Source organism: Rhodococcus sp. NPDC076796 (assembly GCF_040702765.1).
Taxonomy (GTDB): domain Bacteria; phylum Actinomycetota; class Actinomycetes; order Mycobacteriales; family Mycobacteriaceae; genus Rhodococcoides.
Map to the genome: position 1 here is coordinate 252,108 of NZ_JBFBMS010000002.1, position 22,033 is coordinate 274,140.

Here is a 22,033-nt window from a genome sequence, read left to right on the forward strand (position 1 = left end):
AGAAGACGGGAAAGCGCGAGTGCAGCCTGCGGAATGAGCAAGTAGCTAAAATACGTAGGTGAGTGAAATCGAGAAGCCTCAGCAGTGGACGTACCTGATGGACATGGACGGCGTTCTGGTCCACGAGGATCATCTGATTCCCGGTGCCGACACGTTCCTCGCCGAGCTGCAGGCCAACGAGATTCCGTTCATCGTGCTGACGAACAATTCGATTCGCACCCCTCGTGACCTGCGGGCACGCCTGGCGTTCACCGGTCTGGACATTCCGGAGAAGTCGATCTGGACCTCTGCTCTCGCCACCGCGACGTTCCTGGGAAACCAGCGGCCGGGCGGCAGCGCCTATGTCGTCGGCGAGTCGGGTCTGACCACCGCGTTGCACGACATCGGCTACACACTCACCGACTCGAGCCCCGATTACGTGGTGCTGGGCGAGACTCGGACGTATTCGTTCGAGGCCATCACCACCGCCATTCGTCTCGTCGAGAAGGGTTCGCGTTTCATCGCAACCAACCCCGACGCCACCGGCCCGTCCCGCGAGGGCTCGCTGCCCGCCACCGGTTCGGTGGCCGCGCTGATCACCAAGGCCACCGGCAAGGAGCCGTACTACGTGGGCAAGCCCAACGCGTTGATGATGCGGTCGGCGCTGCGCGCGATCGGCGGGCACTCCGAGAACACGCTCATGATCGGCGACCGGATGGACACCGACGTGCTCTCGGGCCTCGAAGCCGGTCTGCAGACCATCCTGGTTCTCACCGGGATCTCGACCGTTCAGTCCGTCGAGCAGTATCCGTACCGGCCGACCAAAGTTCTCGATTCCGTCGCAGACCTGGTGGGCCGCACACAGAACCCGTTCTGATGAAGCTGGAATTCGTTCTCTCCCGCCAGGATCACCACGTCGTCGGGCTGGGCGTCCGGCACGCGTTTCCTGATATCGCCGACGCGGTCGCCGCGGTGCGGGAGGGCAGAAACGTCGTCGGCGCAATCCCTTTCGACATGTCCGACGCCACCGCCCTGATAGAGCCGGAGGAGTTCTACCGCCTCGACGGGCCCTGGATGACAACGGATGCCCTGCCACCGCTACCGACTGTCACTGTTGCGCGCCAGATCCCCGATCCGGACGTTCACGTGCAGCGAGTGCGCGATGTCGTCGAGCAATTGAAAGCCGGTGTGGCCGAGAAAATCGTGCTTGCGCGGGCCATCGAGGTGACCGCGGATTCGCCGATCGAACCTGCGTCGGTGTTGAGTGCGCTGGTGACGCGCGATCCGATGGGCAACGGCTTTCTGGCGGATCTGTCGACCGCAGGCAGGGCAGGAACGCACATCGTCGGCGCGAGCCCGGAACTGTTGGTTCGCAAGCGCGGCAACATCGTCACCTGCCATCCGTTCGCTGGAACAGCAGCACGCTCGACCGACCCCGACGAGGAAGCGCGCATCTCCTCAGCGTTGGCCGCGAGTGCGAAGGATCAGGCCGAACATCGTTTCGTCGTCGACGAGATCCGGGCTGCGTTGACGCCGTTCTGCGAGACACTCGAGGTGCCCGAGTCGCCACAGTTGAGCAGTACGCCGCAGTTGTGGCACCTGTCGACGCCCATCGTCGGGACCCTGGCCGATCCCGCGACCTCGGCACTCGACCTGGCGCTTGCGCTGCATCCCACCGCCGCCGTCGCCGGGGTGCCCCGGGCTGCGGCGATGAACACGATCGAGAACGTCGAAGGATCCCGCGGCTTCTACGCCGGAGCCGTCGGATGGACCGACGGTAGCGGCGACGGCGAGTGGATGGTGACCATTCGCTGCATCGAGCTCTCGGCGGACGGAATGTCGGGTACCGCCACTGCCGGCGGCGGCATCGTCGCGGACTCGGATCCCGACGCCGAACTCGACGAAACCACAGCGAAATTCAGAACGGTGCTCAGCGTCTTCGAGCAGTGACGTCGATTCGTCGGCATCACGCAATCGACGCCCCGCGCAGGGATCCACACCCCGTCGAACGGGGCGTGGATCTTCGCGCGGGGCGTCGATTCGTACGCTGTGCCGACTAATTCAGCGCCTGGTCCAGGTCTCCGATCAGATCCTCGGTGTCCTCGAGGCCGATCGAGATGCGTACGACGCCGTCGGTGATGCCCACTGCCGCACGGCCTTCCGGCCCCATCGCTCGGTGCGTGGTGGTTGCCGGATGGGTGATCAGCGTCTTGGAGTCGCCGAGGTTGTTGGAGATGTCGACGATGCGCAATGCGTCGAGCACCTCGAAGGCACGCTTCTTGCCCTCACCCTCGGGAGCGTCGAGCTCGAACGTGACCACGGTGCCCCCGCCCGACATCTGCGACTTGGCCAGCTCGTACTGCGGATGCGACTGCAGGAAGGGATATTTCACCCAGCGGACGGCCGGATGCCGCTCGAGGAATTGCGCCACCTGCAGCGCTGAGTTCACCGAATGCCGCACCCGCACCGGCATCGTCTCGAGCCCCTTGAGCAGCGTCCAGGCGTTGAACGGACTCAACGCCGGACCGGTGTGCCGCATCAGAGTCTGCACCGGACCGTCGATGTACTCCTTCGATCCGAGGATCGCACCGCCGAGCACCCGTCCCTGGCCGTCGATGTGCTTGGTGCCCGAGTACACGACCACGTCGGCACCGAGTTCGAGGCTGCGCTGTAGCAGTGGCGTCGCGAACACATTGTCCAGCACCACAGTTGCGCCGGCAGCATGAGCCAGCTCGGAGACGCGTCGAACGTCGACCAACGACTGCATCGGGTTGGACGGGGTCTCGAAGAACACCGCCGTCGTCGGTACCGACAGTGCCTGCTCCCACTGCTCGAGGTCCTCGCCGTCGACGAAGACGGTCTCGACACCCCAGCGCGGCAGAATCTCGTTGCAGACGACGAAGCAGGAGCCGAAAAGGCTACGGGCAGCAACCAACCGGTCACCGGCCTTCAGCAGTGCGCCCAATGCGGTGAACACTGCGGACATTCCGCTCGAAGTACCGAAACATGCCTCGGCACCCTCGATCAGCCGCAGCCGCTCCTCGAACATCTTGACCGTCGGGTTGCCGTAACGCGAGTACACGAAATGATCGATCTCGCCGGTGAACGCCTGCTCCGCAGCACCGGCACTCTCGTACACGAAACCCGAAGAGAGATAGAGGGCTTCGGCGTTCTCGTCGAACCCCGAGCGCATCAGACCGCCGCGCACACCCAAAGTAGCCTGGCCCACACCCTCGGGTAGCGGCTTGTCGAATCCGCCGCCTTTCGGATTCCCGCTCACGACTGCCTCCAAGGCAACCCGACCGCACGCCAACCCGTGGCTCCGCGGTGGCCGTCGGCGTCGGTGGCACCTTCGAAACCGTCGAGCACGTTGTAGGACGGGCCGATTCCCGCAGCTGTCGCGGCCTCGGCGGCACCGATGGACCGCTGACCGGAACGGCACAGGAACACCACCGGCCGATCCCCGTCGACGCCTGCTGCTTTCAAGTCGTCGACGAAGTTGGTGTTCCGGGCACCGTCGGGGAAGCTGACCCACTCGATCAGGTGCGTCGGGCGTTCGATGCCGGAGGTGTCGGGAACTCCGACGTACTGCCACTCGGCGCGGGTACGAACGTCCACGAGCACGGCCTCGGGGTTGCTCTGCAACAACTCCCAGGCAGCTTCCGGGGTTATGTCACCTGCATACGTCACTGTTCCAGCCTTCCGCAATTCGTTCCACCGGCAACATCACACATTGCACACCAGCCACTTGTCGTCGACGCGGACGAAGTTCCACACGTCGTCGGTCTGCGCTCCGGATTTCTCTTCCTTCAGCGGGACCCTGACCATTCCGCGGTCGCCGTTGACCTGATACTCGGACGGCACACCGTCGATAGATGTCTCGCCGTTGCGCTCGACCTCGCCGGCCCGATCGGTTCGGTACTGCGCATCGTCACCCGGAATCAGGCGCTCGACCTGATCGAAGCAGGTGTTCTGACGCAGCAGCTCCGCGTCGCCGGTGTTCTGCGCTTTGAGGAACCCGTCGAGGCTGTCGGTGAGCAACTGGGCCTGCGTCACGTTGTCCTCCGCAGGTGCGAGCTTCGAGGCCGCGAAGATGCCGACGAGCAACACCACGACGACGCCGACCGCGAGGATGAACGGCCACGCGTTGGGCGGACGCTGCTCACCGGAGTCGGCAGCCGCCTCGGACGCGTTGTTGCGCGCTTCCTCACGACTGTCGACCCACTGCTGCCTACGTTCACTCCACGACGCCATGTAGGCAATCTTCCTCGATCCGACGGGCCCGGAACTACCGGGGTCCGACGGGAATGTCGCCACGCAACGTGATGCGGTGCATCTTGCGGTGCTCGGTGCCGTAGTCGCGGTTGGCGTAGTGCGAGGTGCTGCGGTTGTCCCACAGCACCAGGTCGCCCAGCCGCCAGCGGTGCCGCACGATGTGTTCGGGTTTGGTCAGGTGCGCGTACAGCAGATCCAGGATTCCGTGGCTCTCGGCCTCCGACACACCCACGATGTGGGAGGTGAAACCCGGATTGACGAACAGCCCCTTGCGGCCGGTTTCCGGATGGACCCGCACCACGGGATGTTCGACGGGGACCAGTGCGGTGACTTCCTTGCCGTCCCACACGTTGCCTTTTCCGCCGCGCTTCTGCGCGAGGTAGTAGCCGAATTCGCGGTTGCCGTCGTGCATTGCCGTGAGTCCGTCGATCATCGTGCGAACGGGCGCGGACAGTGATTCGTAGGCGAGCTGACTATCGGCCCAGTTGGTGTCGCCACCGTGCGGTGGCAGAACGACGGGACGCAGGATCGAGCCCATCGGCGGGCGTTCCATGAACGTGACGTCGGTGTGCCAGACGTCGGCGAAACCGTTGTCCTGACTGTCGAGGGCGTAGACCTCGGGGGCGACGTGTCCGCTGTCGTGCACCGGGTGGCCCGCAGTGAGATCACCGAGCCTGCGACCGAATTCGATGTGCCCCGCGTCGTCGAGAGACTGCCCGCGCAGCACGAGGACCTTGTGTTCGACGAGGGCGCGGCCCACGGCGTGTATCTGCGCGTCGGTCGCCGAGGCGACGTCGAGGCCGATGACCTCGGCACCGAACGACGGGCCGAGCTTGTCGATGGTGAGCGTGGAGGTCTGTTCCAGGGTGGTCATGTGTCCTCGAATCTGTGCACGGCGAGAGGGCTGATTCAGGCAGCGCTGCCGTCGAGAGAGGGATCCCGTCCTGTTCAGGAAGGGGAGAGCGTCGGGTCTTGTCACCGACAACACATGTTGGTGCAGGTACGACAGAAGTCGACGGTGAACCGTCGGACCAGGTATGTCGTCTCCACAGAGCAATTCCTACCGGAAACCGGGAAATCCGGCAAGTTGCCCACTGCCCCAGCTCAGGTTGTCCTTAATTTATGCTGGGGTGTCCGCACTTCCCTCGAAGAAGGTAGCTCGCTGCACATGACCGATCAGACTCGTCCACTCCGCGTCGCCATCGTCGGTGCCGGACCGGCAGGCATCTATGCCGCCGACGCGCTCATGAAGTCCGACCACAATGTCAGCGGACCGGGCGTCAGCATCGACCTCTTCGAGCGCATGCCTGCGCCGTTCGGGCTGATCCGCTACGGCGTGGCTCCCGATCATCCGCGTATCAAGGGCATCATCACCGCCCTGCACAAGGTGCTCGACAAGCCGCAGGTTCGCCTGCTCGGCAACATCGACTACGGCACCGACATCACGTTGGACGACCTGCGCCGGTTCTACGACGCCGTCATCTTCTCCACCGGCGCCAACGCGGACCGCGCCCTCAACATCCCCGGCATCGACCTCGAGGGCAGCTACGGCGCCGCCGATTTCGTCTCCTGGTACGACGGCCACCCGGACGTGCCGCGCACCTGGCCGCTCGACGCCGAGAAGGTCGCCGTACTGGGCGTCGGCAACGTTGCTCTCGACGTCGCACGCGTCCTCGCCAAGACCGGTGACGAACTGCTCCCCACCGAGATCCCGGCCAACGTCTACGAGGGCCTCAAGGCCAACAAGGCCGTCGAGGTGCACGTCTTCGGTCGTCGTGGACCGGCTCAGGCCAAGTTCACCCCGCTCGAGCTGCGCGAGCTCGACCATTCACCCAACATCGAGGTCATCGTCGCCCCCGAGGACATCGACTACGACGAGGGCTCCGAGCAGGCCCGCCGCAGCTCCAAGCAGATCGACATGGTCGCCAACACCCTGCAGGACTGGGCCATCCGCGACGTCGGCGCTCGCCCGCACAAGCTGTTCCTGCACTTCTTCGAGTCACCGCACGAGGTACTCGGCGCGGACGGCAAGGTCGTCGGTCTGCGCACCGAGCGCACCGAGCTCGACGGCACCGGCAACGTCAAGGGCACCGGCAAGTACAACGACTGGGACGTCCAGGCCGTCTACCGCGCCGTGGGCTACCTCAGCCAGAACATCAGCCAGCTCCCGTTCGACGAGCAGGCAGGCACCATCCCCAACGAGGCCGGACGCGTCGTCGAGTCCCCGTCGTCCACCACGCCCGTTCCGGCCACGTACGTCACCGGCTGGATCAAGCGCGGACCCGTCGGCCTCATCGGTCACACCAAGGGCGACGCCAACGAGACCGTCGCGAACCTGCTCGAGGATGCACCGAGCTTCGTCGGTGCGGCCGAGCCGGATCTCGATGCGGTCACCTCGTTCCTCGAAGGCAAGCAGGTTCCCTTCACCACCTGGGACGGCTGGTACCGCCTCGACGCGCACGAGCGTTCACTCGGTGAGCCCGAGGGCCGCGAGCGCGTGAAGGTCGTCGAGCGCGAGGACATGCTGAAGGCCTCCGAGCCCGACAAGGCGTAGAGCGGCTGGCGCCGCATGTGAGCGGAACTTCGTAGCCCACTACGAGTTTCCACTCACATGCGCGAAGCGCTCTATACGCGAACTGCCAGCAGCTTTCCCTCGGTCTCGATTTTGCGTTGATGCTCGTTGAAATCCGGTGCAGCGCAGACGAACAGCGTGCGGCCGTCGGACCCGCCGAGCCCGCAGGCGAATACTCCGAGATCGAAATCGAGCTGATCGAGAACCTCCCCGCCCGGCGCCACGTGCAGCACTCGCTGCCCCAGCGCGTCGGCGATCCACATCGTGCCGTCGGTGTCGATGCAGCATCCGTCGGCGGCCACTTTCACCTCACCGATGGCCGTAGCCATGTCCGTCGACGTCGGTAGTTCGCCGAACTTCGCCCAGTCCCGCCGCTCCCCCAGCGACCCGTCCTCGGCGATGTCGAAGGCACTGACCCGGTTGCCGACCGTCTCGTCGACGAGCAGTTCGCCCGAAGCCGTGAACGCCATCCCGTTGGGGAAGTACAGATCCGACGCCACGACGTGAGCCGAACCGTCCGGGTCGACGCGAATCAGGTCGGCCGTCTCGACGGGCGCGAAGTTCATCAGATCGAAGCCGAAATTCCCGATGTACGCGCGGCCCTGCGCGTCGACGAGCATGTCGTTGAGATTCGCCCGCACATACGTCGACAGATCGGCGTGCACGGTCAGTGAGCCGTCGTGCTCACGCAGTAGCAACTTGTAGTCGCGCATCGACACGATCAGCAGGCGCCCGTCGGGCAACCATCCCAGGCCCGACGGCTGGTTGGGTACCTCGGCTTCGACTCGTACGTCGGAGCCGTCCTCGAGGGCGGACACGACGCGATGGGAGTAGAAGTCCGATACCCAGATCCTCCCCTCGTGCCATCGCGGACATTCGAAGTAGGTGTATCCATCGAGAACGACTGTGGTCTCCGGTTTCATGTTTCGAATTCAAACACCGCGAACGGTGGCCGCGACGCCGAATGCGTGAGCTGGCATGCTGGGGCCCGTGTTCGACGCCCACCTACACATCATCGACCCGAAGTTTCCGCTGATCGAGAACCACGGTTTCCTGCCCGATCCGTACACCATCTCGAACTACCTCTACGACGTCGACGGGCTCGGTATCACCGGCGGCGCAGTGATCTCGGGATCGTTCCAAGGCACCGATCAGACCTACCTGCTGGCCGCGTTGGAGACCCTGGGACGCGGCTGGGTCGGCGTCACTCAGCTCGATCCGGAATGTTCCGACGAGGACATCGTCGCGCTGCACGACGCGGGCGTACGAGGAATGCGGTTCAACCTCAAACGCGGCGAAACGGATCTTCAGATGCTCACCACTGCGGCGCGTCGTGTCCACGATCTGGTGGGGTGGCACGCCGAGCTGTACGTCGATGCGTCCCTGCTGCTCTCGCTCGAACCGATACTCGCGAAACTACCGGCCGTGAGCATCGACCACCTGGGCCTCTCGACGCAGGGCCTGCCGTATCTACTCGATCTGGTCGATCGCGGAGTTCGCGTCAAGGCAACGGGATTCGGCCGGGTGGACCTCGACATCATCGACACGCTGCAGAAGATTCATCGCGTGAATCCGGCCGCGTTGATGTTCGGCACCGATCTACCGGGCACCCGCGCCCCGCGTCCGTTCTCCGAAACCGACATCGACATCATTTCTCACGCCGTCGGCGGCGATCTCCCGGCGGTGCTCGACGCCAATGCCCGGGCTTGGTATCGCGTCCCCTGACCCTTAGACGAAGAGAGCTCCGCCGAGCCACACTGCCGAGGCGAGCAGGGCACCGAACAGCTCCACCAGGATGGACAGCCCGGCAGCCTTGGTGGCGTGCACGGTGGATCTCCATGCCTCGGAATGATTGCGATGCCTGGGCACCTCGGCCACGTAGACGCCGGCGATGAAGCCGATGAACAGTCCGACGACGGGGATGACGAAGAATCCGACGATGCCGAGCAGTCCGCCGATCATCAGCGATCGCATCGGCACACCGGCCTCCCGCATGCGCCGGCCCGGCCAGGTGTACTTCACGACGCCGCTCAGAACCAAGAGCACCGTCGCGATCGCGAACACCGTCCAGGCGGCTGCTCCGCCGGTGACCCACGCCCACACTGCGACGGCCGCGAAGATCAAGATGGTGCCCGGAAGAATCGGGACGACGATACCGACGAGGCCCACCAGAATCACCAGGCCGACCAGGACCTCACCGAACACGCTCATGGGCTCAGTGTGCCCTGTGTCGGGTCAGACGGCGGGGTGAACCTTGCCTGCTGCCTCGCGTGCCCGGCTTCGCGCCGTCTCGATGTCCGAGGCCGTCGACACCGCAACGCCCATCCGACGCCTGACGAAACTCGTCGGCTTACCGAACAGGCGAAGATCGGTCTCGGGGACAGCAAGCGCATCGGCGACACCATCGAAGTGAATGCCATCCGCGTCGACACCGCCGTAGATAACCGCCGACGCACCGGGCGAAAGCAGAGCCGTGTCGATCGGCAGACCCAGAACGGCGCGGGCATGCAGCTCGAACTCCGAGAACCGTTGCGTACGAAGCGTCACCAGACCCGTATCGTGCGGCCGCGGACTCACCTCGGAGAAGTACACGTTGTCGCCCTGCACGAACAGTTCGACGCCGAACAACCCGCGCCCACCGAGCGCCGTCGTGATGCGCTCGGCAACGTCGCGCGCACCGGCCAGGGCCGCGTCGGACATCGGTTGCGGTTGCCAGGATTCGATGTAGTCACCGGATTCCTGCAGGTGCCCGATCGGCTCGCAGAACGAGGTTCCGTTGGTCGCCCGGACCGTGAGAAGTGTTATCTCGTAATCGAAATCGACGAATCCCTCGACGATGACGCGACCGAGGTCGACGCGACCACCTTTGAGCGCGTACTCCCACGCCGCCTCGACGTCGGCCTCGCTGCGAACGACCGATTGCCCCTTGCCAGAGGACGACATGACGGGCTTGATGACGGCGGGAAAACCGATGGTGGACAGGGCATCTCGCACGTCTTCGAGCGAGTCGGCGAACGCGTACGGTGACGTCGGCAGCCCGAGCTCTTCGGCCGCGAGACGCCGGATGCCCTCACGGTTCATCGTCAACTGCGTCGCGCGAGCCGTCGGGATCACCACGCTCCTGCCGCGCGCTTCGACCTCGGCCAGGGCATCGGTCGCGATTGCCTCGATCTCCGGCACCACGAAATCCGGCTGCTGCGAATCGATCAGCGCCAGTAGCTCTTCGGGGTTGCTCATATCGATCGTGAACGCGTGATGCGCCACCTGATGACCAGGGGCGTTGTCGTAGCGATCGACGGCAATCACCTCCACGCCGAGGCGCTGGAACGCGATGATCACCTCTTTGCCCAGCTCACCCGAGCCGAGCAGCATCACCCGGGTGGCCCCGGGAGTGAGCGGAGTACCGATACGGACGGGATCTGGGGCAGTCACAGCCCTATTATCCACACCCCGATCGGTTGGACGACCTAGTACAAGTTAGTCTCCATTCACATTCGCAGCTGACGAGTCGGAACGAGGCAAATAACGTGTCGAACACTGGTGGACCACTCGCAGGGCTCCGCGTAGTCGAACTCGCAGGCATCGGGCCCGGCCCACACGCCGCACTGCTGCTGGCCGACCTCGGCGCAGACGTCGTACGTGTGCAGCGCGCCGGGCAGATCTCTCCCCACGACCACCAGCTGCGCAGCCGCACCATCGTCGAAGCCAACCTCAAGGATCCGGCCGACATCGAGAAGGTGCTGGGGCTCGTCGAACGCGCCGACGTGCTGATCGAGGGCTTCCGCCCCGGCGTCACCGAACGCCTCGGCCTCGGACCCGACGACGCCCTCGCCCGCAACCCGCGCCTGGTCTACGGCCGCATGACCGGCTGGGGTCAGGAAGGCCCGTGGGCACAGACCGCAGGCCACGACATCAACTACATCTCCGTCACCGGTGTACTGAACGCCATCGGCCGCGAGGGCGAGCGGCCCGTCCCACCGATGAACATGGTCGGCGACTTCGGCGGCGGCTCGATGTTCCTCGTCTTCGGCATCATGGCGGCGCTCTACGAGCGACAGAACTCCGGACAGGGACAGGTGGTCGACGCGGCCATGGTCGACGGCACCGCCGCACTCTCGCACATGATCTGGGCCTGGCGTGGCGTCGGAGCCTGGAGCGACGACCGCGGCACCAACCTGCTCGATACCGGCGCACCGTTCTACGACACCTACGAGACCTCCGACGGCCAGTACATGGCAGTCGGATCGCTCGAGCCGCAGTTCTACGCCCAGTTGCTCACCGGCCTCGGCCTCGCCGATGCGGACCTCCCGCCGCAGATGGACAAGTCGCGCTGGCCCGAACTGCGCGAGAGATTCACCTCGACGTTCCTGTCCAAGACCCGCGACGAATGGGCCGCGATCTTCGACGGCACCGACGCCTGCGTATCGCCGGTCCTCACCTTCGCCGAGGCCCCGAACCACCCGCACATGAAGGATCGCGACTCCCTCATCGACGTCGGCGGCGTCACCCAGCACCGCCCGGCACCGCGATTCTCCCGCACCGAAAACGGAGTCCCGACGCCACCGCCCGCCACGGCAACCGACATCGCGTCGGTCTGGAGCTGACTGGTGCCGAACTCGAAGTTATGGACGCTTTTCGGCTGATTTTCGTCCGTAACTTCGAGTTCGCGGTCAGAACACCAGCGCAGGCTGTTCCGATTCGGCGCTGGGCGCGAGGGCGCGGTACGCAGCAGCCGTGGCCATCACCGCGGCCCGAAGCTCCTGTGGCTCACGGGTGTACGGCAACCTGATATGACGCTCGAACGCACCCTCGACGCCGAATCGCGGGCCCGCCGCCAGCACTGCGCCGAATGCGGGCGCGGTGGCGGCGAGCGCACTCGACACCGGCGCAGGCAGCTGCAACCACAGCGACATGCCGCCCTCGGAGCGTCGGTAGCGCCAGTCCGGAAGATGTTCGGCCAGAGCGTCTTCGAGGACGTCGCGACGCTCACGTAGCTGCGATCGACGGAGCTCGAGCGCGGGTTCGGCATCCTGCAGCAGGAACGACGACGCCAACTGATCCATGATCGAGGTGCCGAGGTCGTGCGCTGCTCGCGAGCCTGCCAGCTGCGAGACGAGCGACGGATGCGCCCTGATCCAGCCGATGCGCAGGCCGCCCCAGAACGACTTGGATGCCGAGCCGATCGTGACGATGTCCGACCCCGAGACCCGCCCGAACGACGCGACCGGCGGCGGCGGCGGGGCGTCGAGCCACAGGTCCACCATCGTTTCGTCGACGATGAGCGTCATACGAGTGTCGCGGGTGATGCGTGCGAGTTCGGCCCGCCCCTCGGCACCGAGCACCTGCCCGGTGGGATTGTGGAAGTCCGGAATCAGATACGCGACCTTGGCTGCCGTTTGCCGTGCTGCACTGCGAATCCCGTCGAGATCCCAGTCGCCGTCGGCCGGACGTACCGGCACCGGAACGGGACGGGCACCGACTCGCCTGATGGCCTCGAGGGCGTTGGGGTAGGTCGGGTGATCGATCAGCACCCGGTCGCCGGGTGAGGTCAAGGTGCCCAGTAGTAGCCGAACTGCTTGCTGCGCACCGGAAGTCACCATGATCTGATCGGCCGTCGTCGGCAGGCCACGCTCGACGAAGCGTTGCGCAATGGCCTCACGCAGCACCGCCAGACCGATGGGCTCCATGCCGTGCGTCGGCAGATACGTCGGAAGTGCTTGCAGCGCAGACTCGTACGCCGCAGTCATGGTGCCGTCCGCCGCTGCCATCGCAGCGTGGGACATGTCCACGACCGGACCCGAGGGCGAAGTCGACTGAATCAACATTCCGTTGGGAGTGGGTGCAGCGGGGAGTGCGACGGTACTGCGCGATCCCTGCTTGCTGATCAGATAACCCTCGTCTCGCAGTACCGAGTACGAGGACGTGATGGTGGTGCGACTGAGATCGAGAGCCGCCGACAGATCACGCTCACTGGGCAGACCGACGCCGAGCGGGATGCGACCGTCGTGAATCAGTAGTCGAACGCCGTCGGCCAACGCGCGATACGTCGGACGCGACGCCTTGCGCCTACCGGATCCGTCCGAGGACGCGTCGCCGCGCCAGCTGCCGAGATCGCGGGCCAGTGACGTTGCGTTGAGGACTCTCGAAGCCATGCCCACCAGTATTCGCCCACTGGCCTCGAACATTCAAGTCCATTGCGCATTCCACTGGACTGCCGCTCGGGGCCAGGTGGATACTGGACCGATGCCGAGCAGCACGCTCTTCGACACCGCCATCGGCCGTTGCGGCATCGCGTGGACCGACGACGGAGTGGTCGCCGTCGCCCTGCCCGAACCGTCGGATGAGGCTCTGTTGGATTACCTGGCCGGCTTCGGTGTAGCGAAAGGACCAGTCGATGCGCTCGCGGCCGACGCGATCGAGCGAATTGTCGCCCTGCTCGATGGACGGACTGTCGACATGAGCCCGATTCCGCTGCTGCTCCAAGTCTCGGAGTTCGACGCCTCGGTGTACACCGTATGTAGCGGGATTCCCCGGGGCGCGACACTCACCTACGGCGACATCGCCCGCATGCTCGGCCACCCCGGTGCAGCCCAGGCCGTGGGTGGCGCGTTGGGACGTAACCCCGTGCCGATCATCGTCCCGTGCCATCGGGTGCTCGGCGCAGGCACGGAAGTCGGCGGCTTCTCGGCACCGGGTGGTACGAATACCAAACAAAAGATTCTCGGTATCGAAGGGGTCCCGGGATTCGACGAGCCGACGTTGTTCTGAATTACTACCTGAACGATTGAAACTGCTCGACCGAATAAACCGCCCGAAACGGGGAGGAAGAATGGGTTTCAGGCAGATATACCGAGAGCCGCGATAGGAGCGTCGACTGCTGACACCAATACGACTTCCGGACCCGGGGTGACATCGGATTCCTCGCGCCGACCACCGATGGTGAATGCACCCACATCCGGAAGCCACCCGATAGCACCGCGTTGAAAGAGGTTGTACCGACCTGATCCGGTGGGCGTCGGACGCTCGTTGCTGATCGGGTAACCAAGTGCGCCATAGGGTCCCCCGTGACCGAGGTACCAGTCCAGGATCGGACCGTGCACTTCGTGGGCGCCACCTTCGGGAAGAGCGAACACGGTAGCGTGCGTGAATTCGAGCATTCCTCCGCCCTCGGGGCCGAGCATGAATTCACCGGCCTGAGCGCCGATCCAGGGATGTTCGTATGCGAAGCGATCGAATTGGTAGCTGAAAACTTCCAATCCGTTGTAATTTTCAGTCATCGCTCGACCTTCCGTCGCTTTACCTGGTCGCAATTATCCACGCCGGTGAGCAGATGCGCAGTTCGATTCGGACATATATGTGACGGCGCTAATTCAGCAACGCGAGAATATCCGCCGGAATCCGATCCACATCTGCCGGATCGATCACCGACCGCGACCACGAACCGCCGGTGCCGTCGAGACGAACGAGCTCATCGGGACCGAGTAGCCACAGCTGATCACCGGCCGACCAGTTGACGCCGTAGCCGTAGGCCTCACTGGACGTGGCGGGGGCGCTGTACTGGACTGCTCCGGTGGCGTCGACGATTTGCAGAGTCGGAGCGCCGTCGATGTCGACCACCCGGGCAGTCGACGCGCCCGACGGCGAGGTCACCGGTGCGGACAGAGCCACGGGAGCCGGCGGGGTGGTGACCTCCTCCGGTAGGGCAGCGGGTGTGTCGGTGGTGGACGACGGGGTGGTCGTGGTCGGCGGAACCTCGACCGGTGGCGGAGCCGGAGACTCCTCGGTGAGCGACGGATCCGTCGTGGTCGGAGCCGGTGCGACGGTGGACTCCGGGACCAGCGGAGACGTCACCGGCGGTGCAGGTGTGGTGGTCTCCGGAACGATCGCTCGTGGGGCGCTGCGAGCGGCAGCCGGGGTGCCTCCGCAACGAGCACTGGCAGCCAGGCCGATGAGAAGACCGTTGTTCATCGTTATGTTCACAGTGGGGCTCGGCTGCGAGAACCTCGTGCCTGATTTGGTTCGGATGGACGCGGTGTAGACGCCGTCGAGCACCGGGGCCAGCGGCAGCGGTAGCAATTCCAGGAGTGCTCCGTTCTCCACTGCTTGAGTGATGACCACCCCGGTAGCAGCAGTCCCGGCTACCGCAAACTCACGGTCGTTCTCGCCGGCCTTCCTCAGTGTCAACTGGTAGGTGTACTGCGCCCCCCGTGAGGGGAAAGTGAGATTCACGAAGCGAATCGCACCGAGAAGCCCCCGCTCGGCATTCGTGCACGTCAGCGACAGCGGTGCTGGAATCGGCAAGGCTGTGGTGATGGTGCCACTGAGGGCCGTTGCCGTATCTTGTCCCGCAGCAAGGGTTGTCGGAGTGTTCGAGGCACTGATGCCCACTGCCGAGATGGCCGCCAGCGCGAGCACCACACCGAGGGTGGACGTCCCGCGTCCCTGTGCGCTGTGCCGCCCACTGGGCGGTTCCTGCAGTCGATCGTCGTCGGGCTGCGCAGGGGACTCCACCGTGGGCCTACGAAATCCGAACGCGGTCATGAGGAGTGCGCCGACGGCGATGCCTCCGATGAACACTGCGACCGGGCCGCTGAGCCAGGTGACCGCATAGCCGAGTTTCCCGACGCTGAAGAACACACGATCGGCCTCGGACACCACGTAGCTCTCGGCATCGGGCTCAGCGTTCGCGTCACCCTTGAGGAACAGCTGTGCAGTATCGGTTCCGACCGCCCCGATCTCGACCACGCGGTGGGTGATTCCTGTTCCCGACGCGTTGGTCACCTTGACGATGTCGCCGACCTCGATGTCCGCGACCGGAGTCGTCTTGCTCAGCGCCAGAGCGCCGGTGTCGATAGCCGGGGCCATGGACCCGGAACGGAAGATCAAGGGGGTGATCCCGAAGAACACGGCCGCGAGTGCGAACAGCACACAGATGAGACCGGCGACAGCGCCGACGGTCAGAGCGATCTCGCGAAGCAGACGCGGGCGAGATCGCATGGGGGTGGCTGCGTGGGTATCGGACATGATCTACGTCGACGTCGCGGTGATGGTGTACGTGATGGTGCCGGACAGGGCGGGGGTCGGCTGAGCCCCCGCTGTCATCGTCACGCTGATACACAGCTGATCGGATCCGTTCACGGCGAGAGGTCGATTCAGAGCTGGAAACGGCTTCGAGGTTTCCAGGCCGGTCACCGTGCTGATTGCCGCGCCGGAGCACGCCGAGCCGGATGGGAGACCGGTGTGCACCGAGGAATTGAGCCTGTTTCCCAGAGCAGCGTTACTGGCCACTACGGAGACGGTGTACGTGTTGGCGACGGATCCGGTCGCGTTGCTCACCAACAGCCCGGCCGCGACGGTGTCGCCGGGGAAAATTGCGGGATTGGCCAAGGTCGTCGAGAACGCAGTCGGATTGTTGTCCACGGCCGGGTCGCCGACCTTGATGTCGAGTCGACCCGTCGTGAAGGTGCCCGACGTCGCCGTCGCCGTATCCGACCACGCAGCAAGGGTTCCCACCGCACCGAGGCCGAGAACGATGCCGATCGACATGATGGCCCGGGCGCGTGCGCTGATGAGCGCGGAGCCTGTTCGGCGGAGAACCGCCCTCGGACCGGCGGTGTCACTGTGACGCGACATCAGGGCTGCGCCCCTTCCATATCCGTCCGCGCACCCGATGACTCCGGGCACTCGGCGCTGTTGCTGTTGTCCCACTGCACAACGAGATCGACTGCAGCAGAGGAGGAACGGGTGTCGTTTCCGGCAGCTTCGGCCATCGTGATCGTGGCGTCGATGCGCCTCTTCTGCCCGGCCGCGAGGTCGATCCACGCGCACGATTCGGCCAGCTCGCCGCCGCCGATCGAGACGCTCAGGGATCGCAGGTACGCCGGGTTGTCGCTGTCGAAGGTCAGCCAGAGCCGCCCGTCCCGGTCGGTGTCGTTGAACACGTGGAACTGCGATTCACGCGCGTCTCCGGGAACCCACCGAATATCGTTGTCGAAGAATGCGCTTCGAAGGGTCGACGCCCACTCCCTCCCGTCGTCGCTGTACTTGACGGTGTGCGCTCGGGTGGATCCGGCACCGAGGAACAACACGACTGCGACGCCCGCGAAGACGGCCGTGTAGGCGACAAAGGCGCTGTGTCTCAAGGCGACTGCTCCTTCCGGCTCCGGTGGCGATCGACACCGGCCCCGACGAACATGAACAGCGCATACCCGACCAATCCGATGACGATGACAGTCACGGTGATCTTTCGCTGTTCACCGTTGAGCCAGTTGTTGACGTAGCCCATGTACGGCACCGAGTACCAGACTTTTCCGCGAATCTGCCCGATCTGCACCGGGTTCTCGTCGTCGGATCCGTTGTTGTCCCCTCGAGTGACATAGGTGGTGATACCTCGTCCGCTCTGCTGGGTCGCCACGATGCGGTGAGTCACCACTTCGGGCTCGCCCGAACGGATTTGATAGGTGATCGCAGTACCTACCTCGAGTTCGTCTGCAGCTGCGGGCTTGACCACAACCAGACTCCCCGGTGGGTACGACGGCTTCATCGAGCCGGTGAGAATCGTGTACGGCGTCGAACCGGTGACTTTCGGAACGACGACGGTCACCCCGAGAACGAACAACATCGCCGCCAGAAGCGTGTACGACGCGATCCGGCTCACCCACCACCAGACACCGGTCCGGTTCTCCTCGGACACGCCTGTCACGGTTTCGATCACGTCCGTGTCGTCGTCGGCATTCATGTCTGGTCCGCCCGGAACGAGAACGTCACCGTCGACGACGCGCTCTGCGGCGGAGTGGCACCGACGGCGAGCCGAAAGCACCACACTTCGCGGGCACCTGCGGCCAACAGTCTGGCCGCCGGTGGCACCGGAGCTTGCGCGCCACTGGCACTTCCGCTGTACAACTGTGTCGTCGGACCCGTCGGTGTACCTGACGCCGGGCAATTCGTCTCGTCCGCAACAGTTGTCGCAGTCAAGACAAGAGGGACTGTTCCGGTCGACGTGGTTCCTTGCAGCCGAAAGTTGAACGGTACGGTGCCGGAGTTCCGGATCGAGAGCGGTGCCTGGGAGAAACCGTTCGGTCCGAGGTCGGTCGAACCGAGCGCAGCGAGAACGTAGTCGTTCACTTCTGCTCCGTTCGGGCCGACCTCGATGTCCAAGGTGCCGGAGTTGATGGTCCCGCCGGCAACCATCTGCTCGTCACGCCACAGCGCGCCCGTCGACTGTGCTGATCCGAAGACCACCACAGCGACGGACGCGGCTGCGAGCGCCCAATAACGACCGTGCTTGTTCGTCACCGCAACAGATCAGGGACGAACCTGGTCGAGCGTCAGGGTGAAGGCATTGAGGTCGACGCTCTCGTTCTGGGCGATCAGACCGGCCGTGTCTTCGTCGAACGTGATGGTCACCTCGACGGAGATGGTCTGCGGAGACGTCGTCAACGGAAGGTCGACGGCGGATCCGTTGGGCAACGATGTACCACCGTTCACCGACACCTCGGTGTCCAGCGCGGCCGCCAATGCGGTGTCGCCACCGACTGCGGTGAAGTCCGCCGTGATGGAGGCTCGCAGATTGTCTCCTGCCCAATCGACCGTGTACTGAGTCGAGTACTCGAGAACGTCGCCCGGCACGATGAGGAAGCCGGAAGGGTCGGCTCCGAGATCCGCGTTGGGCGTGACCGAGGTTTCGGTCCAGGCCGCCGTTCCGGGGACCGGGGCGAAGTTCAGTTCGCCGGAGTTGATCTCACCTCCGGTTACGGTCTCGGTGTCCTGCCACAGCGCATAGGATCCCAAACCGCCGAGCAGCAGTACAGCTGCCGCCCCCGCAGCTATGGCGCCCTTGGTTGCCTTGTTCATTCGTTGTCGCTTTCTTCGGTGGCCTTGTTCGTGAGGCCGAGGGGGAGGTGACCCGATGTGGGTCGGTCGGCCGGAATGTGGGCCTCCGCAACTGGGTGCGATATCCATTGTTTCGCAACGACCGTCCGGTCCGTTACCCAAGCGATGGTAAAAGTCCAGTAGTCTTTTTGGCTGCATATTTCGAACTCCAGGATTACACATGAACATTTGATGTAAAGCAGTAGTGGATACGAAATGTCTTGATTACCAGGAGATCACCGCTGCAAAAGCGCTATTCAAAGGCGATGACGACATCTTTCAGGAGATTTTTCCGGCCACTGTCGCTGTTTGGACGCCGCTACCCAAGCAGGCTGCCACGGCACGGTTCGAGGTACGAAAAAGCCCCGAGGCCGTGGGCCTCGGGGCGTGAAATTTCGCAGTGCTGCCTACCGCAGAATGTCCCGCCGAACGATGGTTTCGTCGCGGCCCGGTCCGACTCCGATGCACGACATGTACGCACCCGAGAGCTCCTCGAGACGCAGGACGTAGTTCTGCGCGTTGATCGGCAGTTCCTCGAACGTGCGGGCACCGGAGATGTCTTCCCACCAACCGGGCATCTCTTCGTAGATCGGCTTCGCGTGGTGAAAACCGGTCTGTGTCATCGGCATCTCGTCGTGCCGGACGCCGTCGACGTCGTAGGCGACACAGATGGGCACCGTGTCCAGGCTCGAGAGCACGTCGAGCTTGGTCAGGAAGTAGTCGGTGATGCCGTTGACGCGGGTGGCGTAGCGCGCGATGACGGCGTCGAACCAGCCGGTGCGTCGAGCACGACCGGTGGTGACACCCACCTCGCCACCTTGCTTGGCCAGGTATTCACCGTGATTGTCGAACAGCTCCGTCGGGAACGGGCCCGAGCCGACACGCGTCGTGTAGGCCTTCAGGATGCCGAGGACGGTCCCGATCTTGTTGGGGCCGATGCCGGATCCGACCGAAGCGCCGCCCGCAGTCGGATTCGAGGACGTGACGTACGGGTACGTGCCGTGATCGACGTCGAGCAGGGTGCCCTGCGATCCCTCGAGCAGAATCGTCTCGCCGCGCTCGAGAGCCAGATTCAGCTGCAGCCTGGTGTCGGTGATGCGGTGCTTGAAGCCCTCGGCCTGCTCGAGCACCTCGTCGACGACCTGCTGCGAGTCGAGAGCCCGCCGGTTGTAGATCTTCGAGAGCACCTGGTTCTTGAATTCCAGTGCAGCCTCGACCTTTTGGGTCAGGATCTTCTCGTCGAGCACATCGGCTGCGCGGACGCCGACGCGAGCGATCTTGTCCTGATAGCACGGCCCGATGCCGCGGCCGGTGGTTCCGATCTTCTTGGCTCCGAGGAAGCGCTCGGTCACCTTGTCGATGGCCACGTGGTACGGCATGATCAGGTGCGCATCGGCGCTGAGCAGCAGGTTCGCGGTGTCGACGTCACGCTTTTCGAGACCGTCGAGCTCGGTGAGCAGCACACCCGGGTCGACGACGACGCCGTTGCCGATGACGTTCTTCACGCCGGGCGTGAGAATTCCCGACGGGATCAGGTGCAGCGCGAACTTGTCGCCGTTCGGAAGGACCACGGTGTGGCCGGCGTTGTTGCCGCCCTGGTAACGAACGACCCACTGGAGGCGTTCGCCGAAAAGGTCGGTGGCTTTGCCTTTGCCCTCGTCGCCCCACTGGGCGCCGATCAGGACTATCGCCGGCATGTGCTCTCCTACGTTGCTTTCGTGCGAGGACGTGCTGCAAATATTGCTCGATCGAACGCAGCCGTCACCATTTGTCGCAGGCGCGACAGTGGCCGGGAGAACAGTCTAGCCGAGGCGGTGAGCTGGCCCGCATGCCGCTACGGTCGAGCCGAAACGAGGGCACTATGGTCGTTCGAGGGTTCACCGAAGATCTAGGAGCGCCGTGACACCGTTCGTTCTGCAGTGCGGAAACCCGCCGTTGCCGATCACGCTGACCGACGTCCCACTGCGCAACGCCGATGCCGTACCGACCGACGACGACTGCAGCGCGCTGTTCGCAGACATCGAATCCGCCCCCGCACCACGCATCATCGTGTTGGGCGACGATGCCTCGCTGGCCGCCGTTCTCACCAGGCTGATGCGCACCGACCGTCTGCACGTCGAAGTCGCGTTCGTACCGGAGACCGCCACCAACGCCGCCCACATCTACAAACTCGGGACCGGATCCCGCGCCGCCAAAGTCGCACTGACAGGAAAAGCGTCGAGCACGCCCCTCATTCGCGACGACGCGGGCAAGGCCGTCGTCGGTCGGGCGGTGCTCGGCGGCGGCGGAGGCGCGGAACTCGAGGGCGAGGCGTACGTCGACGACACTCGGTTGTTCTCCGGAGTGGTACCCGGCGTCGAGGTGGCACCGACCCCGGAGTTGCCGGGTCTGCGCGCGCGAGTGATCAGCCGTCGACGGTTGCTGCCTCGCCGCTGGGTGAGCGGACGCGCGATGCAGCTGGGCTCCCCCGCCGCAGACCTGATGCGCGACGGCATCGCAGGCGACAGAACAGTGAAGAGATCGACGTTCTACCGTCACCACGAAGAGTGGTTGCTGGTCCGATGACCGTTCCGCTGCGCCGCAGTCCCGTCCTGCCGAGCCCGGTGTTCGTGGCCGTTCTCGCCGTAGCCGGAGTGGGCGGCGCACTGGCGTGGACGGCCGAGGACGTCACGTCCGTCGCCGCGCGCCTCGGAGTGTTCGTACTGGTGCTCGCCGGATGGATCGCCTCGGTGTGCCTGCACGAATTCGGGCACGCGTACACCGCTTTTCGGGCCGGCGACCGGGAAGTGGAACTTCGCGGTTACCTGACGCTCAACCCGCTGAAGTACACCCACCCGTTGCTCTCGATCGTCCTGCCGGTGGTGTTCATCGCGATCGGCGGAATCGGACTTCCGGGCGGTGCCGTGTATCTGCGCACCGGCCAATTTTCGGCGTCCACGCAGCGCCGCATCGCCCTCGCCGGACCGTTCGCCAACGCCGTTGTCGCCGTGGCACTCCTGATCGTCATTCGCATGTTCGGCACCGACGGCACCCATCAGGCCTTCTGGTACGGGCTCAGTTTCCTGGCGTTCCTGCAGATCATGGCCACGATCCTCAACCTGATTCCGGTACCGGGACTCGATGGATACGCCGCACTCGAGCCCTCGCTCTCGCCCGCCACCCGTGCGTCGCTGAACCAGTTCAAGGGCTACGGAATTCTCGTTCTCGTCGCGTTGCTGTTCGTGCCCGCAGTCAACTCCGCATTCTTCGGGGCGATCTACACCCTGTTCGGGCTGTCCGGTGTTCCCGAGTTCTTCGCCGGCAACGGCAACTACCTGATGCGATTCTGGCTGTGAC

Annotated in this window: 24 protein-coding genes; 8 read left to right on the forward strand and 16 right to left on the reverse strand. The window is 64.7% G+C overall.

Annotation, left to right across the window (positions count from 1 at the left end; all coding sequences use genetic code 11):
- Positions 1–97: 97 nt before the first annotated feature.
- Both AB0366_RS06370 and AB0366_RS06375 read left to right on the forward strand, forming a co-directional pair.
- Positions 98–856 carry an HAD-IIA family hydrolase gene (locus tag AB0366_RS06370; RefSeq protein WP_068053998.1) on the forward strand — a complete coding sequence of 253 codons (759 nt, stop codon included), beginning with the start codon at positions 98–100 and terminating at the stop codon, positions 854–856.
- Positions 856–1,929: an isochorismate synthase gene (locus tag AB0366_RS06375; protein WP_366243141.1), complete on the forward strand. Its 1,074-nt coding sequence runs from the start codon at positions 856–858 to the stop codon at positions 1,927–1,929. The genes AB0366_RS06370 and AB0366_RS06375 overlap by 1 nt, the downstream gene beginning before the upstream one ends.
- Before the next feature lie 106 nt (positions 1,930–2,035).
- Here AB0366_RS06375 and AB0366_RS06380 read toward each other — a convergent pair whose 3' ends face one another.
- The 4 genes from AB0366_RS06380 to AB0366_RS06395 are packed head-to-tail and all read right to left on the reverse strand — an operon-like array spanning position 2,036 to position 5,128.
- On the reverse strand, positions 2,036–3,259 hold the full coding sequence (locus AB0366_RS06380) for an O-succinylhomoserine sulfhydrylase (RefSeq protein ID WP_366243142.1): 1,224 nt from the start codon (positions 3,257–3,259) through the stop codon (positions 2,036–2,038).
- The gene (locus AB0366_RS06385) at positions 3,256–3,669 is read right to left on the reverse strand and encodes a rhodanese-like domain-containing protein (RefSeq protein WP_037190430.1); all 414 of its coding nucleotides are present in this window, start codon (positions 3,667–3,669) and stop codon (positions 3,256–3,258) included. The genes AB0366_RS06380 and AB0366_RS06385 overlap by 4 nt, the downstream gene beginning before the upstream one ends.
- A 36-nt stretch (positions 3,670–3,705) precedes the next feature.
- On the reverse strand, positions 3,706–4,233 hold the full coding sequence (locus AB0366_RS06390) for a hypothetical protein (RefSeq protein ID WP_366243143.1): 528 nt from the start codon (positions 4,231–4,233) through the stop codon (positions 3,706–3,708).
- A gap of 34 nt (positions 4,234–4,267) precedes the next feature.
- Positions 4,268–5,128 carry a TauD/TfdA family dioxygenase gene (locus AB0366_RS06395; RefSeq protein WP_366243144.1) on the reverse strand — a complete coding sequence of 287 codons (861 nt, stop codon included), beginning with the start codon at positions 5,126–5,128 and terminating at the stop codon, positions 4,268–4,270.
- Between the two features lie 294 nt (positions 5,129–5,422).
- On the opposite strand from AB0366_RS06395, the gene AB0366_RS06400 reads away from it, so the two are divergent.
- Positions 5,423–6,808 carry an FAD-dependent oxidoreductase gene (locus AB0366_RS06400; RefSeq protein WP_366243145.1) on the forward strand — a complete coding sequence of 462 codons (1,386 nt, stop codon included), beginning with the start codon at positions 5,423–5,425 and terminating at the stop codon, positions 6,806–6,808.
- Between the two features lie 71 nt (positions 6,809–6,879).
- Here the strand turns inward: AB0366_RS06400 and AB0366_RS06405 are convergent, their stop codons facing one another.
- Positions 6,880–7,749 carry an SMP-30/gluconolactonase/LRE family protein gene (locus AB0366_RS06405; protein ID WP_366243146.1) on the reverse strand — a complete coding sequence of 290 codons (870 nt, stop codon included), beginning with the start codon at positions 7,747–7,749 and terminating at the stop codon, positions 6,880–6,882.
- A gap of 55 nt (positions 7,750–7,804) precedes the next feature.
- On the opposite strand from AB0366_RS06405, the gene AB0366_RS06410 reads away from it, so the two are divergent.
- On the forward strand, positions 7,805–8,551 hold the full coding sequence (locus tag AB0366_RS06410; protein WP_121872215.1) for an amidohydrolase family protein: 747 nt from the start codon (positions 7,805–7,807) through the stop codon (positions 8,549–8,551).
- 3 nt (positions 8,552–8,554) lie between these two features.
- Here AB0366_RS06410 and AB0366_RS06415 read toward each other — a convergent pair whose 3' ends face one another.
- Positions 8,555–9,037: a DUF456 domain-containing protein gene (locus AB0366_RS06415; protein WP_121872214.1), complete on the reverse strand. Its 483-nt coding sequence runs from the start codon at positions 9,035–9,037 to the stop codon at positions 8,555–8,557.
- Between the two features lie 24 nt (positions 9,038–9,061).
- Positions 9,062–10,258: a formate-dependent phosphoribosylglycinamide formyltransferase gene (gene purT, locus AB0366_RS06420; protein WP_366243147.1), complete on the reverse strand. Its 1,197-nt coding sequence runs from the start codon at positions 10,256–10,258 to the stop codon at positions 9,062–9,064.
- Positions 10,259–10,353: 95 nt separating this feature from the next.
- On the opposite strand from purT, the gene AB0366_RS06425 reads away from it, so the two are divergent.
- The gene (locus AB0366_RS06425; RefSeq protein ID WP_366243148.1) at positions 10,354–11,430 is read left to right on the forward strand and encodes a CaiB/BaiF CoA-transferase family protein; all 1,077 of its coding nucleotides are present in this window, start codon (positions 10,354–10,356) and stop codon (positions 11,428–11,430) included.
- 66 nt (positions 11,431–11,496) lie between these two features.
- On the opposite strand, the gene AB0366_RS06430 is transcribed toward AB0366_RS06425, so the two are convergent.
- Positions 11,497–12,978 (reverse strand): PLP-dependent aminotransferase family protein, encoded by a 1,482-nt coding sequence (locus AB0366_RS06430; RefSeq protein ID WP_366243149.1) that lies wholly within the window; start codon positions 12,976–12,978, stop codon positions 11,497–11,499.
- A gap of 91 nt (positions 12,979–13,069) precedes the next feature.
- Between AB0366_RS06430 and AB0366_RS06435 the strand changes: the two genes are divergently transcribed.
- Positions 13,070–13,594 (forward strand): methylated-DNA--[protein]-cysteine S-methyltransferase, encoded by a 525-nt coding sequence (locus AB0366_RS06435; protein WP_366243150.1) that lies wholly within the window; start codon positions 13,070–13,072, stop codon positions 13,592–13,594.
- A 68-nt stretch (positions 13,595–13,662) separates the two neighbouring features.
- On the opposite strand, the gene AB0366_RS06440 is transcribed toward AB0366_RS06435, so the two are convergent.
- The 8 genes from AB0366_RS06440 to AB0366_RS06475 all read right to left on the reverse strand — a co-directional run bounded on the left by AB0366_RS06440 (position 13,663) and on the right by AB0366_RS06475 (position 20,394).
- Complete coding sequence (locus tag AB0366_RS06440; protein ID WP_366243151.1) at positions 13,663–14,103, reverse strand: hypothetical protein; 441 nt, start codon at positions 14,101–14,103, stop codon at positions 13,663–13,665.
- Positions 14,104–14,191: 88 nt separating this feature from the next.
- On the reverse strand, positions 14,192–15,850 hold the full coding sequence (locus AB0366_RS06445; RefSeq protein WP_366243152.1) for a signal peptidase I: 1,659 nt from the start codon (positions 15,848–15,850) through the stop codon (positions 14,192–14,194).
- Between the two features lie 3 nt (positions 15,851–15,853).
- A complete protein-coding gene (locus tag AB0366_RS06450) occupies positions 15,854–16,459 on the reverse strand; it encodes a SipW-dependent-type signal peptide-containing protein (RefSeq protein ID WP_366243153.1) in 606 nt (201 codons plus the stop codon).
- Positions 16,459–16,968 (reverse strand): hypothetical protein, encoded by a 510-nt coding sequence (locus AB0366_RS06455; protein WP_366243154.1) that lies wholly within the window; start codon positions 16,966–16,968, stop codon positions 16,459–16,461. Before AB0366_RS06455 ends, AB0366_RS06450 begins: the two co-directional genes overlap by 1 nt.
- Complete coding sequence (locus AB0366_RS06460) at positions 16,965–17,564, reverse strand: signal peptidase I (protein WP_366243155.1); 600 nt, start codon at positions 17,562–17,564, stop codon at positions 16,965–16,967. Before AB0366_RS06460 ends, AB0366_RS06455 begins: the two co-directional genes overlap by 4 nt.
- The gene (locus AB0366_RS06465; RefSeq protein WP_366243156.1) at positions 17,561–18,121 is read right to left on the reverse strand and encodes a hypothetical protein; all 561 of its coding nucleotides are present in this window, start codon (positions 18,119–18,121) and stop codon (positions 17,561–17,563) included. The genes AB0366_RS06460 and AB0366_RS06465 overlap by 4 nt, the downstream gene beginning before the upstream one ends.
- A 9-nt stretch (positions 18,122–18,130) precedes the next feature.
- Positions 18,131–18,679, reverse strand: a complete 549-nt coding sequence (locus AB0366_RS06470; RefSeq protein ID WP_366243157.1) for an alternate-type signal peptide domain-containing protein — start codon at positions 18,677–18,679, stop codon at positions 18,131–18,133.
- A gap of 425 nt (positions 18,680–19,104) precedes the next feature.
- Positions 19,105–20,394, reverse strand: a complete 1,290-nt coding sequence (locus AB0366_RS06475; RefSeq protein WP_366243158.1) for an adenylosuccinate synthase — start codon at positions 20,392–20,394, stop codon at positions 19,105–19,107.
- A gap of 202 nt (positions 20,395–20,596) precedes the next feature.
- Here AB0366_RS06475 and AB0366_RS06480 point away from each other — a divergent pair, with 202 nt between their 5' ends.
- Both AB0366_RS06480 and AB0366_RS06485 read left to right on the forward strand, forming a co-directional pair.
- Positions 20,597–21,262, forward strand: a complete 666-nt coding sequence (locus AB0366_RS06480; protein ID WP_366243159.1) for a hypothetical protein — start codon at positions 20,597–20,599, stop codon at positions 21,260–21,262.
- A complete protein-coding gene (locus AB0366_RS06485) occupies positions 21,259–22,032 on the forward strand; it encodes a site-2 protease family protein (RefSeq protein WP_366243160.1) in 774 nt (257 codons plus the stop codon). The genes AB0366_RS06480 and AB0366_RS06485 overlap by 4 nt, the downstream gene beginning before the upstream one ends.
- Position 22,033 lies beyond the last annotated feature (1 nt).